At 67.7% G+C, this 13,534-nt stretch carries 17 protein-coding genes; 13 read left to right on the forward strand and 4 right to left on the reverse strand.

Features of this window, described 5'->3' with window-relative positions; translation table 11 throughout:
- Window positions 1-24 precede the first annotated feature (24 nt).
- From NDI56_RS05325 to NDI56_RS05335, 3 genes are all read left to right on the forward strand, one after another.
- Window positions 25-2,232, forward strand: a complete 2,208-nt coding sequence (locus tag NDI56_RS05325; RefSeq protein ID WP_310918376.1) for a beta propeller repeat protein — start codon at window positions 25-27, stop codon at window positions 2,230-2,232.
- A gap of 88 nt (window positions 2,233-2,320) precedes the next feature.
- The gene (locus NDI56_RS05330) at window positions 2,321-2,995 is read left to right on the forward strand and encodes a hypothetical protein (protein WP_417935950.1); all 675 of its coding nucleotides are present in this window, start codon (window positions 2,321-2,323) and stop codon (window positions 2,993-2,995) included.
- A gap of 40 nt (window positions 2,996-3,035) precedes the next feature.
- Window positions 3,036-3,446, forward strand: a complete 411-nt coding sequence (locus NDI56_RS05335) for a JAB/MPN domain protein-containing protein (RefSeq protein WP_310918378.1) — start codon at window positions 3,036-3,038, stop codon at window positions 3,444-3,446.
- A gap of 14 nt (window positions 3,447-3,460) precedes the next feature.
- Here the strand turns inward: NDI56_RS05335 and NDI56_RS05340 are convergent, their stop codons facing one another.
- From NDI56_RS05340 to NDI56_RS05355, 4 genes are all read right to left on the reverse strand, one after another.
- On the reverse strand, window positions 3,461-3,670 hold the full coding sequence (locus NDI56_RS05340; RefSeq protein ID WP_004593281.1) for a ribbon-helix-helix domain-containing protein: 210 nt from the start codon (window positions 3,668-3,670) through the stop codon (window positions 3,461-3,463).
- A 71-nt stretch (window positions 3,671-3,741) separates the two neighbouring features.
- Window positions 3,742-3,897, reverse strand: a complete 156-nt coding sequence (locus NDI56_RS05345; RefSeq protein WP_310918380.1) for a hypothetical protein — start codon at window positions 3,895-3,897, stop codon at window positions 3,742-3,744.
- A gap of 162 nt (window positions 3,898-4,059) precedes the next feature.
- Complete coding sequence (locus NDI56_RS05350) at window positions 4,060-5,235, reverse strand: M24 family metallopeptidase (protein WP_310918381.1); 1,176 nt, start codon at window positions 5,233-5,235, stop codon at window positions 4,060-4,062.
- Window positions 5,236-5,289: 54 nt separating this feature from the next.
- Window positions 5,290-6,021: a sensor domain-containing protein gene (locus tag NDI56_RS05355; RefSeq protein ID WP_310918382.1), complete on the reverse strand. Its 732-nt coding sequence runs from the start codon at window positions 6,019-6,021 to the stop codon at window positions 5,290-5,292.
- Window positions 6,022-6,130: 109 nt separating this feature from the next.
- Between NDI56_RS05355 and NDI56_RS05360 the strand changes: the two genes are divergently transcribed.
- The 10 genes from NDI56_RS05360 (at window position 6,131) to aroC (ending at window position 13,533) form a co-directional block, all read left to right on the forward strand.
- Window positions 6,131-6,481, forward strand: coding sequence for an ArsR family transcriptional regulator (locus NDI56_RS05360; RefSeq protein WP_310918383.1), 351 nt, complete (start codon window positions 6,131-6,133; stop codon window positions 6,479-6,481).
- A complete protein-coding gene (locus NDI56_RS05365; RefSeq protein WP_310918384.1) occupies window positions 6,478-6,831 on the forward strand; it encodes a hypothetical protein in 354 nt (117 codons plus the stop codon). Before NDI56_RS05360 ends, NDI56_RS05365 begins: the two co-directional genes overlap by 4 nt.
- Window positions 6,828-7,106, forward strand: a complete 279-nt coding sequence (locus tag NDI56_RS05370) for a DUF7521 family protein (RefSeq protein WP_310918385.1) — start codon at window positions 6,828-6,830, stop codon at window positions 7,104-7,106. Before NDI56_RS05365 ends, NDI56_RS05370 begins: the two co-directional genes overlap by 4 nt.
- A 77-nt stretch (window positions 7,107-7,183) precedes the next feature.
- Window positions 7,184-7,846 carry a sensor domain-containing protein gene (locus tag NDI56_RS05375; protein WP_310918386.1) on the forward strand — a complete coding sequence of 221 codons (663 nt, stop codon included), beginning with the start codon at window positions 7,184-7,186 and terminating at the stop codon, window positions 7,844-7,846.
- On the forward strand, window positions 7,843-8,208 hold the full coding sequence (locus NDI56_RS05380; protein WP_310918387.1) for an ArsR/SmtB family transcription factor: 366 nt from the start codon (window positions 7,843-7,845) through the stop codon (window positions 8,206-8,208). Before NDI56_RS05375 ends, NDI56_RS05380 begins: the two co-directional genes overlap by 4 nt.
- A 22-nt stretch (window positions 8,209-8,230) precedes the next feature.
- Window positions 8,231-9,322, forward strand: a complete 1,092-nt coding sequence (locus tag NDI56_RS05385; RefSeq protein WP_417935942.1) for an ABC transporter ATP-binding protein — start codon at window positions 8,231-8,233, stop codon at window positions 9,320-9,322.
- On the forward strand, window positions 9,319-10,197 hold the full coding sequence (locus tag NDI56_RS05390) for an ABC transporter permease (RefSeq protein ID WP_310918389.1): 879 nt from the start codon (window positions 9,319-9,321) through the stop codon (window positions 10,195-10,197). Before NDI56_RS05385 ends, NDI56_RS05390 begins: the two co-directional genes overlap by 4 nt.
- Before the next feature lie 151 nt (window positions 10,198-10,348).
- Window positions 10,349-10,777: a DUF6069 family protein gene (locus NDI56_RS05395; RefSeq protein ID WP_310918390.1), complete on the forward strand. Its 429-nt coding sequence runs from the start codon at window positions 10,349-10,351 to the stop codon at window positions 10,775-10,777.
- A 66-nt stretch (window positions 10,778-10,843) separates the two neighbouring features.
- Window positions 10,844-12,130 (forward strand): 3-phosphoshikimate 1-carboxyvinyltransferase, encoded by a 1,287-nt coding sequence (gene aroA / locus NDI56_RS05400; protein WP_310918391.1) that lies wholly within the window; start codon window positions 10,844-10,846, stop codon window positions 12,128-12,130.
- A gap of 203 nt (window positions 12,131-12,333) precedes the next feature.
- Entirely contained in the window at window positions 12,334-13,533 is a 1,200-nt protein-coding gene (gene aroC / locus NDI56_RS05405; protein ID WP_310918392.1) for a chorismate synthase, read from the forward strand.
- The last annotated feature ends 1 nt before the right edge of the window (window position 13,534 follow it).

A 13,534-nucleotide genomic window follows, 5' to 3' on the forward strand; every position in this document is an offset into this window, starting at 1 on the left:
TGACAGTCGGTGTGAATATAATGCGTGTTCAGACACACCCGACGTGAAGCACTGTCCGCGATCGGCACAGTTGGCCTGTGGACGACGCTCGGTTCGGGGCTCGCACTGGGCTCGACGACCGAGTTCACTCGAACGGAGTCTCCGATTCAGAAATCCATCTACGACGTGACCCAGTCCCGCGAGGGGCCGTATATGGTCGCCGCGAACGGGGACGTGCTCGCGCGTCGGGCGACCACGGACTCCGACGACACCGACTACGAACAGGTCCTCGACGCGGGACTGCGGGCCGGGGACAAGACCTTCTACGGAACCGACTCGACGGCCGACGGTCGGAACGTCTGGCTCGCCGGCGAAAGCGGCCGGGTCGGCTACTACGACGCGGTCGACGAGCAGTTCGTCGACTACTCGAACCCCAACGGCCGCTCGACCACCTGGCGCGACGTGGTCGTCGGCGAAGCGGCCGGCGACGACCGGGTCTACCTCTTTGGCAGCGGTGGCGAAGTCATCGTGGGGACACGCGACGGCCCAGGGATGGACTGGACGGACGCCGTCGTGTTCAACGGCGGGAACACAATCTACGGCGCCGCGCTGGTCGAGGAGAACGAGGGGTACTGCTGTGACTCGACGGGGTCGGTGTACGAGACTGTCGACGGCGGGTCGACCTGGAGCGAAATCGGTATCGACGATGTCAGCGTGCCGCTGTACGACGTCGCTGCCTCCGCCCGTGACGCCGTCACCGCCGTCGGTAGCGACGGCGTCGTCTACGAGTACGACGGCGGGAGCTGGACCGAGTACACCCCGGGCTCCAGCGCGATCCGGGGCGTCGACCGCACGACCGACCACCAGGTCGCGGTCGGCGCCGGCGGCGTCGTCTACACCCGGACATCGAGCGGATGGAGCGCCACGGACCTCGACAGCTCGAAGACGCTCCGCGGGGTCGCACTCGACACCACCGGCGACTACCCCGACTCGGTCGGGGGCAACAGCGGTCGGATACTCGAACGCGGTGGCTACAGCGCCTATCCCGACGAGCTTCGGCTCGACGTCGCCGACGGTCGCTCGCTCGACTACGCGTTCGAGGTCTCCGGCCCGACGACGGGCACGAACCGGAACGAACCCGACGACGACGTGACGGAGACCACGACGGGGTTCACGGTCGATGGTACACTGCGGGGCGGTGACTCGGTCGATAACTTCCTGAGAGACGGTGACTCGACCGACCGCTACCGGTACGGCGGGAACGTCTCGGGACTGGCGGTGACCGACGGCTCCGTGGCCGACCTGACGACCGTTCGCAGCGGTACCGAGGTCTCCGTCGAACGGCTGACCGACCGGACATGGGAGCGCGTGTCGACTCCCGTGGACGTGACGCTGTACGAGATAGTCGAGACGAGCGATGGGTTCTACGCCGCCGGTGAGAGCGGTCGCATGGTCAGGACAGGCTCGGATGGAACGTGGCGTATCGTCACGAAAACCGGCGTCAGAGGCGGGGGGAACACCCTCTATGGCGCGGGGGTCACCGACGACCGGGCGGCTGTGTGGGTCGCCGGCGGCAGCGGTGTCGTCGGCCGGATAGACCCGGCGACCGAGGAGGTAACCGACTACTCGAAACCGAACGTCTACACCACGACCTGGACCGACGTCGCCGTCGCCGGTTCCGCGGGCGCCGAGTCGGTGTACCTCGTCAACGGTTCGGGCGAGGTCGTCACGGGGGAGTACGACGACGGAACGCTGACCCTAAACGACCCCGTCAAACCGGGCAACGGCTCCTCTATCCGTGGTGTCACGACTATCGACGAATCGGTCGCCTACGTCTGTGATGGCAACTCGACTGTGTACGAGACCCGCGACGGCGGTGCGAGCTGGACCGACATCGGCGTCGACTGGGCCGGTGTGACACTCTACGACGTGGCCGCGGTCGCGCGTGACGATATCACGGTCGTCGGCGGCAGCGGCCGGCTCTTCCGGTACAACGGTGCGGTCTGGACGCTGACGAAGCTCGGCGGCAACAGCCGCGTCGCCGTCGACCGGCTGGCCGACCGCGGCGTCGCCGTCGGCGGGAGCACGGAGCTGTTCGAGCGTGAAATCGAGGGGTGGACCGAGACCTACGACGGCCGCTCCGACGTGACGCTGTACAGCACCATCGTCGTCCGTACCGACGGCGGGACCGGCAAGTATGCCGTCGGCGGTAACGGTACCGCCCTCAGACAGACGTTCGACGACCCGCTATAGGTCGGCGACCCCACCGGTCCGGGACCGTCGCCTGTTCGTCCGAGTTGGACCATTTATCCACGCCGAGTCCCTACGACCGACCATGCCGATGAAAGAAACCGGGACGGCGACGGGCTGGTCGGAGACGAACCGCTGGGACCGTGGCGCCAGCTGGCTCGCCTACCCCGACGAGACGATGCAGCGGGCGAGCCACGTGCTGGGGACGGACGCCGGTGCCATCGTGGTCGACCCGGTCGACGCCGAGGGCATCGACGACCTCTTCACCGAGTTCGGGGAGGTCGCCGGCGTCATCGTTCTGCTGAACCGCCACAAGCGCGACTGCGCCGAAATCGCGACGCGCCACGACGTGCCGGTGTACGTCCCCGACGCCCTCGCCGGCGTCGAGGACGACATCGACGCGCCGACAGAACGAGTCCGTCGACAGATTCCCGGTACGGACTACGGGATTCACGAGCTCACCAGCAACCCGGCGTGGAAGGAAGCGGCGCTGTATGGCGACGAAGACGACACGCTGGTCGTCCCGGAAGCCGTCGGGACGGCCGACTACTTCCTGGCGGGCGACGAGCGGCTCGGCGTCCACCCGATGTTGCGGTTGACGCCGCCGAGGAAGCTACAGCGGCTGGAGCCCGAGCGACTGCTTGTGGGGCACGGCCACGGTATCATGGACGGCGCCAGCGCGGCCCTGTCTGACGCGGTCAGGGGCTCTCGTGGGCGCATGCCCGGGCTGTACGTCAAAAACCTCAAATCGTTCGTGCTGGGCTGACCGGCGACGGGATTATACGGCCACCCTGCGAACGTCAGTCGTGGTGTACGTTACACGCGGTCTCGTCGAGACGTTGCTGCGGATGGCCCGGGAAGCCGAGCCCGACGACGTGACCATCTCGCTCGCTGTCACCCCGGCCGAGGAGCTCCCAGAAGCGGACTTAGAGCCCGAGACGCCGGTGTTCACGGACTTCTATCTCCCCTCGGCCGGCGGCTCGGTCAACGCCGTCTTCGGGATGGACCTGGGGACGCCGGCCGGCCAGACACACGGTCGCTTCGTCTCCCACTCCGACGGCTACATGGGCGTCAGCGAACTCGACGACCTCCACGAGGTCGTCTTCGTCGCCATCCCGCCCTGGGACACGGACTCCTTCGGCGCCTTCGACCGCTCCGGGCGGAAACAGGAGGTGACGGTGCTGGACATCGAACCGCCCGAGGAGTCTATCGCGTAGCTACCGTTCCGTAACTACTCCAGATAGCCGAGGTCACGGAGCTGGTCCGTGATGTCCTGGAACTGGGCCTCAGTCAGCTCCCCCTCTCGCTGGTGCTCGACGACGATACTCCGCAACAGGAACCGGACGAGGTCCGACGTGCTCGAAAAGCTGGTCCCCTCGATGGTCTCCTCGACGCGTTCGGCGAGGTCTTTCGGTATCGAGACCGTGGTGTAATCGGCCATATCTGAGGCATGCCTCGGGCGCGGAAAACGATTGTGTCACGGCGGCAGCGACAGCGCCGCTGGTGACTCCCTCAGCGAGGCCGGTCGGCCTCGGTGTCGAACTGGCCGGCGGTCGCCGTGCTCGTCGGTGAGAACATCAGCGGCGCGCCGGTGTTTCGCGAGTGCGCTTCGAAATCCGGTGTCGGATACGATTCGTCGTCAGCGGGTGTCGTGATTGTGGTTGTCATCCGGGGGTCGTGTGGGTGTGCTGCGGTGGTCGTCGGTCGAGTCGTCGGGTCGTGGCGAGTGAAGCACGCGTACAAGCATCGGATACCACCTGCTTTCACCCCATCTATAATAAAAGTTCATGATTTACTCGGAAACGAACGCCGATGCCGGTCACGCCCGTCTCAGACGACCAGACTGACCTCGTAGTCCGTGAGGTTCTCGTAGCCGTCTTCGGTGACGACGGCGATGTCCTCGATTCGGATGCCGCCGACCTCGGGGTCGTACAGTCCCGGCTCGATGGTGACGACGTGGCCCGGTTCGAGTTCCCCGCCCGACGGCGAGAGCCGCGGGAGCTCGTGGACGTCGAGGCCGACCCCGTGGCCCGTCGAGTGGATGAAGCCCGTCTCGGCGCGGTCGTCGCTCCGGAGCGTCGGCTCGCCGGCCGCCTCGTACACGTCACAGACCGCGTCGTGGACGTCCTCGCCCGTCGCACCGGGTTCCAGCGCCTCGAAGGCCGCATCCATCGCCCGCTCGGTCAGATCGTACCACTCCGCGACGGTCTCCGTCGGTTCACCCTTGCAGAAGGTCCGGGTCATGTCCGCGTGGTACTTCGTCGTCTTGTCCCGCGGGAAGATATCGACGATGACGGGCTCGCCGGCGGTCAGCGGGCCGCTCCCGCGGTCGTGCGGGTCGGCGGCGTCGCTCCCGCACGCGACGATCGTCTCGTCCAGCGAGCAGCCGTGACGCAGGAGCGTCACCTCTATCTCCTCCTTGACGCGCTCGCTGGTCAGCGGCGCCGCGTCGAACCACAGGTGGCCCTCGTCGGCGACCGAGGCCGTCCGGAGCAGTTCTTCGGCGGCGGCCATCGCCGCCTCGTTCGCCCGCTGGGCGGCCCGCACGTGCTCGATTTCCTCGTCCGTCTTCGTCGCGCGAATCTCGGTGATGACGCCGTCGGTGTCGGGCGTCACCTCGACGCCGCGGTCGCGGAGGCCGTCGGCGGTCCGCAACGGAAACCGCGGCGGAACCGCCACGCTATGGACGCCGTAGGAGTCGAGAAAGCCGGCGAGGACGTGCGAGACTGCTCCCTCGGTCCCGTGCTCTTCGACGAGTTCGGCGTGGTCGAAATCGACGTAGCGCTCGACGCTGTCGGCGCGGGACTCGCGCTTTGCCCGCCCGAACTCCAGACTCCGGGGGAAGAGGAGGTGGGTCTCCCCGTCGTACAGCGTCAGGAACGGGTCGGGCGCGTCGAAGCCCGCGAGGTAGTACTGGTCCGAATCCGTCGAGTCGGCGTCGATGAGGTAGCCGTCGGCGTCCGTCTCGTCGAGATAGGCGTCGAGTTTCGCGAAATCGGGGTCCATGGCTGGCAATCGGGGCGGCGGCGGCAAAGGGCTACCGCTGGTGGCTGAGCTCCGTCAGGACGCGTCCCGGGCCGTCCCGTCGCCGAGGAAGAACGCCGCGGACTGTGCCAGCAGCCACGCCGCCGCGTTGACGAGGTTCAGGGTCAGAACCAGCCCGACCAGCCCGAGCAGCGAGAACAGGAGCGCGTCCGCGAAGGAATCGACGGCCCACTGGCTGACCGTGGTCACGACGTCGACACCGACCAGCAGGTCACCCCACGGAACGGACAGGGACTGCGAGACCGTGACCGACCCCCCGGGGAAGAAACCGATGCGGACGCCCGGCGCGTCGTATAGCAGCGGTGTGGCGACGAGGGTCAGCGCGACCGTCAGCCCCGTGGTGAGGAACGTAAACGCCACGATGCCGACCGGGAAATGCAACAGTAGATACAGGCACTCGCGCCAGGTGGTCCCGTCCAACAGCAGCGCTTTCGTCCGCTCGACGGGGCTCCCGTCCAGAAACGGGTACGACGGATCGGCGAGGTCGGCGTCGAGCAGGTAGCCGGTGAGCCGTCGTTCGACCGCGGCGAACCCGCGTGCCACCAGGAGCGTCAGCAGGAACAGCGGCACACCGACGAGCATGACGGAGAGCGGTATCGCGAGCGAGAAACCGGTCACGAGGACGTTGAAGTAGATGAATCCGAGCGGAAACACCAGCGCCAGATAACAGAGGTGGCGGTAGGTCTGCAGACGGACGGGTGCAGCGCAAACCGACCGGACGGACGGTCGAGGCGGGAGGGAGGACATACCGTCTACCCGTTGTGTCTCGACCCCGACCCGTAAAACTGCTGTCGGACTGCGGAGCCGGAGACACGGGGCCGTAATTAATATACCAGTCGGCGCAACTGCCGGGCAGATGCAGTCGGCCGGCGACGTGGACGAGGAGCTGCTCACGTTGCTCGACGACGAGAACGCCCGGACGATACTCGTGGAGACCCGCGAGCAGGCGCGGTCCGTCGACAGCCTGAGCGACCGCTGTGGCGCCGACGACTCGACCATCTACCGCCTCGTCGACCGGCTGCAGGACCGGGAGCTGCTGACCGAACACCAGGAGCTCGACCCCGACGGGAACCACTACAAGACCTACGCCGCGCGACTGGAGCGCGTCGAGATCCAGTTCACCGACGACGGCGTCCGTATCGAGGTCGACAGACGCGAACCGCCCGCCGACCGATTCACCCGACTGTACGAGGAGTTCACCGGATGAGACCACCCCAGCCGTTCCGGACGAGCCTGCCCGGCCCGGAAGCGATGCAGGTGTCCGTCGAGGGCGGGACCACAGTCACCGGGCTGCTCGCCGTGGTAACGTTTTTCGCCGCGCTGACACTGTCCGTCCTCGTTACCTACCGGTTCGTCCGCGGCTACCTGCGCTCGCGGTCGAAACCGATACTGGGGCTCGCCGTCGGGATGTTCCTGCTGGCGCCGGCGCCGATGTTCGTCCGCATCGTCGCCGGGAACCTCCCGGTGGCCGGGCCGGTCAGAATCGTCGCGGCGACCGCGGTCGAGGCCGCCGGGCTGCTCGTCATCCTCGCCGTCGTCTACAGGGGGCGACCATGACGACGGTGGAACTGGTCGCGACCGTCGGGGCGGCACTCACGGCGACCCTGGGGGCGCTCGTCGCGTGGCTCGCTTTCCGGGGCTACCGGCGCAACGACAGCACGGTGATGCGAGGGCTGGCGCTGGGTGTCGTCGCCATCGCCGTCGTCCCGTTCCTCCTCACCGAGCTCGTCGGGCCCGCGCTCTCGCTTTCGGACGCACAGACGCTGCTCGGTGTGACGCTCTCCCACACTTTCGGACTGCTCGCTATCTACCGGACGTTCCGTTCCGGTTGATAAAATTTTCCCTCAGCTGTGTCGTTCACAAGCGCTGGTCTATGTATACCGTCTCCGGGCGACTCACTCCGACTGTGATGGAGACAACGACTCCAGGTGACGGCCTGCGACGGTTCGTCACCGCCCCGCTGCGCGTCCAGACCTACAAGCGATTCCTCTACCTCCTGCTCGCCTTCCCGCTCGGGATGCTGTATTTCGTCGGGTTCACCGTGGGCTCCTCGACGGGGGTCTCGCTGCTGGTCACGCTGGTCGGGGTACCGATACTGCTGGCGACCCTCGCAGCGACGACGGCAGCGGCGGGCCTCGAAGCGAAGCTCTCGCGGGTACTGCTCGACCGGGAGACGCCCGTACCACCGCTGCTCTCCCTGCCCAGCGAGTGGGACACCGTCGACAGCTACGTCGCCAGCGTGCGGCAGTTCGTCGCGGAGCCGACGACGTGGACGAGCGTCGCAGTCGTGCTGGTGAAGTTCGTCTTCGGCCAGATAGCGTTCTTCGTGCTGACGGCGGGCGGGGTGACCGTGGTCGCGCTCCTCTCCGCGCCGCTGCTGTACGACGACCCCGAGTTCAGTTACCGGGCCGGGAGCTACGTCGTCACCAGCCTGCCCGAGGCGCTGGCGCTCGCGGGGCTGGGGCTGGTCGGTCTCCTGGTCGTCTGCAACGTCTGGAACGCGCTGGCGACGGCCGGCGGCGTCGTGACGGACGCGCTGTTGTCGGTCGGTCGGGAGCGTGAGACGACGTGACTGCGAGCGCCGAGGCGGGCAGCGGACCGTCCGGCTCAGCCGACAGCGGGAACGCCGCGCTCACCGAGACTACGACGGCCGACCTGCTCGACCTGCTCGACGACGCCCACGCTCGTGAGATACTCGTCGCGCTCGTCGGCGAGCCGAAGTCGGCTCGCGACATCGTGAGCGCCTGTAGCTGCTCACGGCCGACGGTGTACCGCCGGCTGGAACGGCTGAACGACGCCGGGCTGGTCGATAGCTCGATGCAGTACGACGAAGACGGGCACCACCGCAAGCTGTTCCGCCGCCGGCTGGACAGCGTCGCCGTCGAGCTCTCCGACGGCGGGTGGTCGGTCAGGGTCGACACGGTCGGTCGGTGACGGGGTCGAGAGACTGGCATATATGCTGCTGGCGCCCCTCCCTCCGACCGTGACAGACGACGCAATCGACGCCTCGGGTGTGGAGCTCACCTACGCGGACGGGACACAGGCGGTCCGGGGTATCGACCTGACGGTCCCGCGCGGGGAGTTCTTCGGTTTCCTCGGTCCGAACGGGGCCGGGAAGACGACGACTATCAAGACGCTCGTGACGCTGCTTCGCCCGACGGCCGGTGAGATTCGGGTCAACGGCTTCGACGCGCTCAGCGAGGGGCGCGCGGTCCGCGAGACGGTCGGCTACATGGCCCAGGAGACCAGTATCGACCCCGAGCTCACCGCCCGCGAGAACCTGCGGTTCGCCTGTGACTCCTACGGCGTCCCGCGGAGCGAACGGGCCGAGCGAATCGACGAACTGCTGGACCTCGTCGACCTCGCCGACGTGGCCGGCAAACGGGCCGACGATTTCTCGGGCGGGATGAAGAAGCGCCTCGACGCCGCGACGGCGCTGGTCCACCGCCCGCCGCTGGTCTTTCTCGACGAACCGACGACCGGGCTGGACCCCAAGGCCCGCAACCGCCTCTGGGAGTACTTCCGGCGGATAAACGAGCGGGGCACGACCATCTTTCTGACGACGCAGTATCTGGAAGAGGCCGACGCCCTCTGTGAGCGACTGGCGGTCATCCTCGACGGCGAAATCGTCTCCGAGGGCTCGCCGGCGGAACTCAAACGCGAGGTCGGCGGCGAGATACTGGACGTGAACGTCGAGGGCGACGAGTCGACCAGAGCCGGGGCCGCCGACATCGCCCGGTCGACCGACCTCTTCGAGGAAAGCGCCACGGTGGAGGTCACGCCGGACGGTATCACTGTGACCTCCGAACGCGCCCGCTCTCGGGGGACCGACCTCCTCGTGGCGCTCCGGGACGCCGACATCACCGTGACCGGGTTCAACGTCCGCGCGCCCACGCTGGACGACGTGTTCCTCGCCATCACGGGCGAACACGTCGACACCGACGAGGGTCCCGAACCGACGGACAGCCTCGCCGCCGATGGGGGCGGGCAGTCCGGGAGAGGGCAAGCCCCGTCGGGCCACCACTCCGAGGGAAGTGAGGACGCATGAGTTCCGGGCCCGGCGACTCGGCGACGACCGAGGGCGTCTCGCGGTCGGGCAACTCCTTCGTGGGCGACCTCTGGGTGAACTTCGTCCGCTGGAACATCAAAGCGGTCCGGAACCCGTTCGTGCTGGTCGTCTCCCTGGTCCAGCCCATCATCTTCCTCGTCCTGTTCACGCAGGTTTTCGGGCAGGTGGCGACCGGCGCGGTGAATCAGGGGGCCGCCGACATCAGCTACGAGACCTACCTCGTGCCCGCTATCTGTATGCAGGTGGCGCTGGCGGCCGCGGCGACCAGCGGCGTCGGCCTCGTCAACGACATCGAGAACGGGATGTTCGAGAAGGTGCTCGTCAGTCCGATGAACCGGACCGCGGTCTTTCTGGGCAAGACCGCCGCCGAGGTGGTCCGCATCGCAGCCCAGATCGGCATCATCATCGGACTGGGTGTCCTGCTGGGCGCCGAAGTCGCGACCGGTGTCGCGGGCGCGCTGGGCATCATGGCCGTCGGGATTCTCTTTTCGTTCTGGTTCACCGCACTCTCGAACACCATCGCCGTCCTCACGAAAGACCAGGAGTCGACCATCATCGGCGCGAACCTGCTGCAGTTCCCGCTTCTCTTCGTCTCGACGGCCTTCCTCCCGCTCTCGGTCCTGCCGGGGTGGATTCAGGTCGTCGCCCGGTTCAACCCGGTCACCTACGGCGTCGACGCCGCCCGGGCCATCATGCTCGGCCGCGACGTGATGACCGTCGTCGAGGTTACCGCCTTCGGCGGTATCTACGATACGCTCGTGCCCGCTATCGCTGTGTTGCTGGCACTCGCCGTCGCCTTCGGGAGCGTCGCCGTCTACATGCTCCAGCGGGCCTCCAGCGCGAACGTGCAGTAGGAACGGCTCGCGCGGGGCCACGCTCTCGGACGGGAGCTGCTCGACGTCGTCTCCCGCCGCCGCTCCGAACCGTTCTCGTCGGCCACGGCGCTGCGAGCGGGTCTGACACCGGTACTACTGCTTTATACCCTCTGCGCCCGTAGCTACGGCTATGTCAACTGTAACGTCACGCTATCCAGTCGCGACCAGCGGCGGCGAACTCGCCCGTAGAACGGCCGGCGGTGTGCTCGTCGCCGTCGTCTCGGCTCTCGTCGTCGCGGGTATCGCCGGTGCTCTCGGACTCGAACTCGGCGTCAGCGGCCCCGCGAGCCCGTTCGGCGCCGTCCCCATCGTCACGTCGACCGTCGTCGCCGGCGTCGGCGCCGCCGTGGTCTATGCGGCCACGGCCCGTTTCACTGACCGGCCCGTCCGCAACTTCACCGCGCTCGCGGTGGCCGTCTTCGTCGTGATGCTCGTTCCCGTCTTCGCCGCCGCGCCCTCCCTGGGTCTAAGCGCCGTCGGCCAGCTCACCCTCGTCGTGATACACGCCGTCGTCGCGGTGCCCCTGGTGGCCTTCGTCGTCGGTGCGGTCCAGCTGTAGACACCGTTTTTCCCGTCGACTTCCGAGAGCGGTAGCCTCTTGTCGCCCGCCCGCAATCGCCCGACCATGGATATCACCATCGGCAACTCGACGGTCGAGGGCCGCGCGCAGGCCCCGCCGTCGAAGAGCTACACCCACCGGGCCGTCCTCGCGGCCGGCTACGCCGACGGCGCGACCGTCCGGGCGCCGCTCGTGAGCGCCGACACGAAGGCGACGATGCGCGCTGTCGACGCCTACGGCGGCAGCGTCGACCGCAGCGACGAGTCGGCCATCGAGGTCTCCGGCTTCGACGGCCGCCCCGAGACACCGGACACCGTCATCGACTGTGCCAACAGCGGCACGACGATGCGGCTGGTGACGGCGACGGCCGCCCTGCAGGACAAACTGACGGTCCTGACGGGCGACGACTCGCTACGCTCACGACCGCAGGGGCCGCTGCTGGACGCCGTCGGCCAGCTCGGCGGCCGCGCCGAGAGCACGCGCGAGAACGGACAGGCCCCGCTGGTCGTCGGCGGCGGCATCGAGGGCGGTACCGTGGCTATCCCCGGCGACGTGTCCTCACAGTACATCACCGCCTTGCTGATGGCCGGTGCGGTGACCGACGGGGGCGTCGACATCGAGCTGACGACCGAACTCAAGTCCTCGCCGTACGTCGATATCACGCTGGAAGTGCTCGCCGAGTTCGGCGTCACGGCCGAGCGGACCGCCGACGGGTTCACCGTCGCCGGCGGGCAGTCCTACGAGCCGTCGGGCGGGAGCTACCACGTCCCCGGCGACTTCTCCTCTATCAGCTACCTGCTGGCGATGGGGGCGCTGGCCGCCCCAGAAGGGATGACCGTCACCTCGGCCGTTCCGAGCGCACAGGGCGACACCGCCATCGTCGACATCCTCGACCGGATGGGCGCGACGCTCTCCTGGGACCGCGAAGACGGCGAGATTACCGTCGAGCAGAGCGAGCTCTCCGGCATCGAGGTCGCCGTTGAGGACACTCCCGACCTCCTGCCGACCATCGCGACGCTCGGCGCGGCCGCCGACGGCGTCACCCGAATCACCGACGCCGAACACGTCCGGTACAAGGAGACCGACCGCGTCAGCGCGATGGCCGAGGAGCTGACGAAGCTGGGCGCCAGAGTCGAGGAGAAGCAGGACGAACTCGTCGTCTACGGCGAGGACTCCGAGCTACGCGGCGCCACTGTCGACGGCAAGGCCGACCACCGCATCATCATGTCCCTAGCGGTCGCGGGCCTCGTCGCCGACGGCGAGACCACGGTCACCGGCGCCGAACACGTCGACGTCTCCTTCCCGAACTTCTTCGACCTGCTCGAATCGCTCGGTGCCTCGGTGAGCCGGTAGATTCCCGTCTGGCCGTTCCTCGCAACCGCTCGCGTGCAGTGGCTAGCAGGCAACACAGACCGCCGATGCACCGCTGTGTTGCACTCCCGCGGGACGGTGCATCGTGGTGTATCAGCGCACGACCGGGTCTGCCCGCGTGTCGCTATTTGAACCCACGGTCCCGACTGTAAGCTTGAAATGCCCCGGACCCCCAGACGTGCGTAATGAACGGCAACGAGTTCGGTCGGCTCTTCCGGTTGACCACCTACGGCGAATCCCACGGGGAGGCGATGGGCTGTACGGTGTCGGGCGTCCCCGCGGGCGTCGAACTCTCCGAGGAGGAGATACAGAAAGACCTCGACCGGCGCAAACCCGGCCAGTCGATGATAACCACTTCCCGCGGCGAACCGGACAAGGTGAAGCTCAACTCGGGGATTCAGGACGGCTACACCACGGGGACGCCTATCGGGATGGTCATCCAGAACAAGGACGCCCGCTCGGGGAAGTACGAGCCCTTCATCACTGCCCCGCGGCCCTCGCACGGCGATTTCACCTACTCGGCGAAGTTCGGGACCCGCAACTGGGGCGGCGGCGGCCGCTCCTCGGCCCGGGAGACAGTCAACTGGGTGGCCGCCGGCGGCGTCGCCAAGCAAGTGCTGGAACAGTCCGACTACGACGTGCGTATCAAGGCCCACGTCTGCCAGATCGGCGACGTGGTCGCCGACGACGTGAGCTTCGAGGAGATGCTCGAACACAGCGAGGCCAACGAGGTCCGCTGTGGCGACCCGGAGAAAGCCGAGGAGATGCGCGACCTGGCCGACAAATACCAGAAAGAGGGCGACTCCATCGGCGGCGGCATCTACTTCGAGTGTCGCGGCGTCCCCCGCGGTCTCGGTGCGCCGCGGTTCGACTCAGTCCCCTCCCGCCTCGGACAAGCGATGTACTCCATCCCCGCCGTGACGGACTTCGAGCTCGGCCTCGGCCGGGAGGCCCGGACGGCGAGAGGGTCGGACTACACCGAAGACTGGGAGTTCGACGGCGACGGCGAGCCGGTGCCGACCGGCAACGACCACGGCGGCCTGCAGGGCGGTATCACCACCGGCGACCCCATCTACGGCGAGGTCTCCTGGCACGCGCCCGTCTCCTTCCCGAAGACACAGAAGACCGTCGACTGGGAGACCGGCGAGGAGAAAGAAATCACGGTCACGGGCCGCCACGACCCCGTACTCCCGCCGCGGGCCGTCCCGGTCGTCGAGGCCATGCTCTACTGCACCGTGCTGGACTTCATGCTGCTTGGCGGGCGTATCAACCCCGACCGGCTCGACGGTCGGACGGGCGCATACGAGACCGAGTACCATCCGTCGAGTCCACAGAACGACCCGGAGGACGCCGGTACCCACGCACGGACCATCGACGAGGACTAGT

Source organism: Halomicroarcula saliterrae (assembly GCF_031624395.1).
GTDB classification, from domain to species: Archaea; Halobacteriota; Halobacteria; order Halobacteriales; family Haloarculaceae; genus Haloarcula; species Haloarcula saliterrae.

What these genes read in the sequence shown, in the direction of transcription:
- NDI56_RS05330 (WP_417935950.1), top strand. Translation starts at nt 2,321, where the DNA reads ATGAAAGAAACCGGGACGGCGACGGGCTGGTCGGAGACGAACCGCTGG.
- NDI56_RS05340 (WP_004593281.1), bottom strand. Translation starts at nt 3,670, where the DNA reads ATGGCCGATTACACCACGGTCTCGATACCGAAAGACCTCGCCGAACGC.
- NDI56_RS05345 (WP_310918380.1), bottom strand. Translation starts at nt 3,897, where the DNA reads ATGACAACCACAATCACGACACCCGCTGACGACGAATCGTATCCGACA.
- NDI56_RS05350 (WP_310918381.1), bottom strand. Translation starts at nt 5,235, where the DNA reads ATGGACCCCGATTTCGCGAAACTCGACGCCTATCTCGACGAGACGGAC.
- NDI56_RS05355 (WP_310918382.1), bottom strand. Translation starts at nt 6,021, where the DNA reads ATGTCCTCCCTCCCGCCTCGACCGTCCGTCCGGTCGGTTTGCGCTGCA.
- NDI56_RS05360 (WP_310918383.1), top strand. Translation starts at nt 6,131, where the DNA reads ATGCAGTCGGCCGGCGACGTGGACGAGGAGCTGCTCACGTTGCTCGAC.
- NDI56_RS05365 (WP_310918384.1), top strand. Translation starts at nt 6,478, where the DNA reads ATGAGACCACCCCAGCCGTTCCGGACGAGCCTGCCCGGCCCGGAAGCG.
- NDI56_RS05370 (WP_310918385.1), top strand. Translation starts at nt 6,828, where the DNA reads ATGACGACGGTGGAACTGGTCGCGACCGTCGGGGCGGCACTCACGGCG.
- NDI56_RS05375 (WP_310918386.1), top strand. Translation starts at nt 7,184, where the DNA reads ATGGAGACAACGACTCCAGGTGACGGCCTGCGACGGTTCGTCACCGCC.
- NDI56_RS05385 (WP_417935942.1), top strand. Translation starts at nt 8,231, where the DNA reads ATGCTGCTGGCGCCCCTCCCTCCGACCGTGACAGACGACGCAATCGAC.
- NDI56_RS05390 (WP_310918389.1), top strand. Translation starts at nt 9,319, where the DNA reads ATGAGTTCCGGGCCCGGCGACTCGGCGACGACCGAGGGCGTCTCGCGG.
- NDI56_RS05395 (WP_310918390.1), top strand. Translation starts at nt 10,349, where the DNA reads ATGTCAACTGTAACGTCACGCTATCCAGTCGCGACCAGCGGCGGCGAA.
- aroA (WP_310918391.1), top strand. Translation starts at nt 10,844, where the DNA reads ATGGATATCACCATCGGCAACTCGACGGTCGAGGGCCGCGCGCAGGCC.
- aroC (WP_310918392.1), top strand. Translation starts at nt 12,334, where the DNA reads ATGAACGGCAACGAGTTCGGTCGGCTCTTCCGGTTGACCACCTACGGC.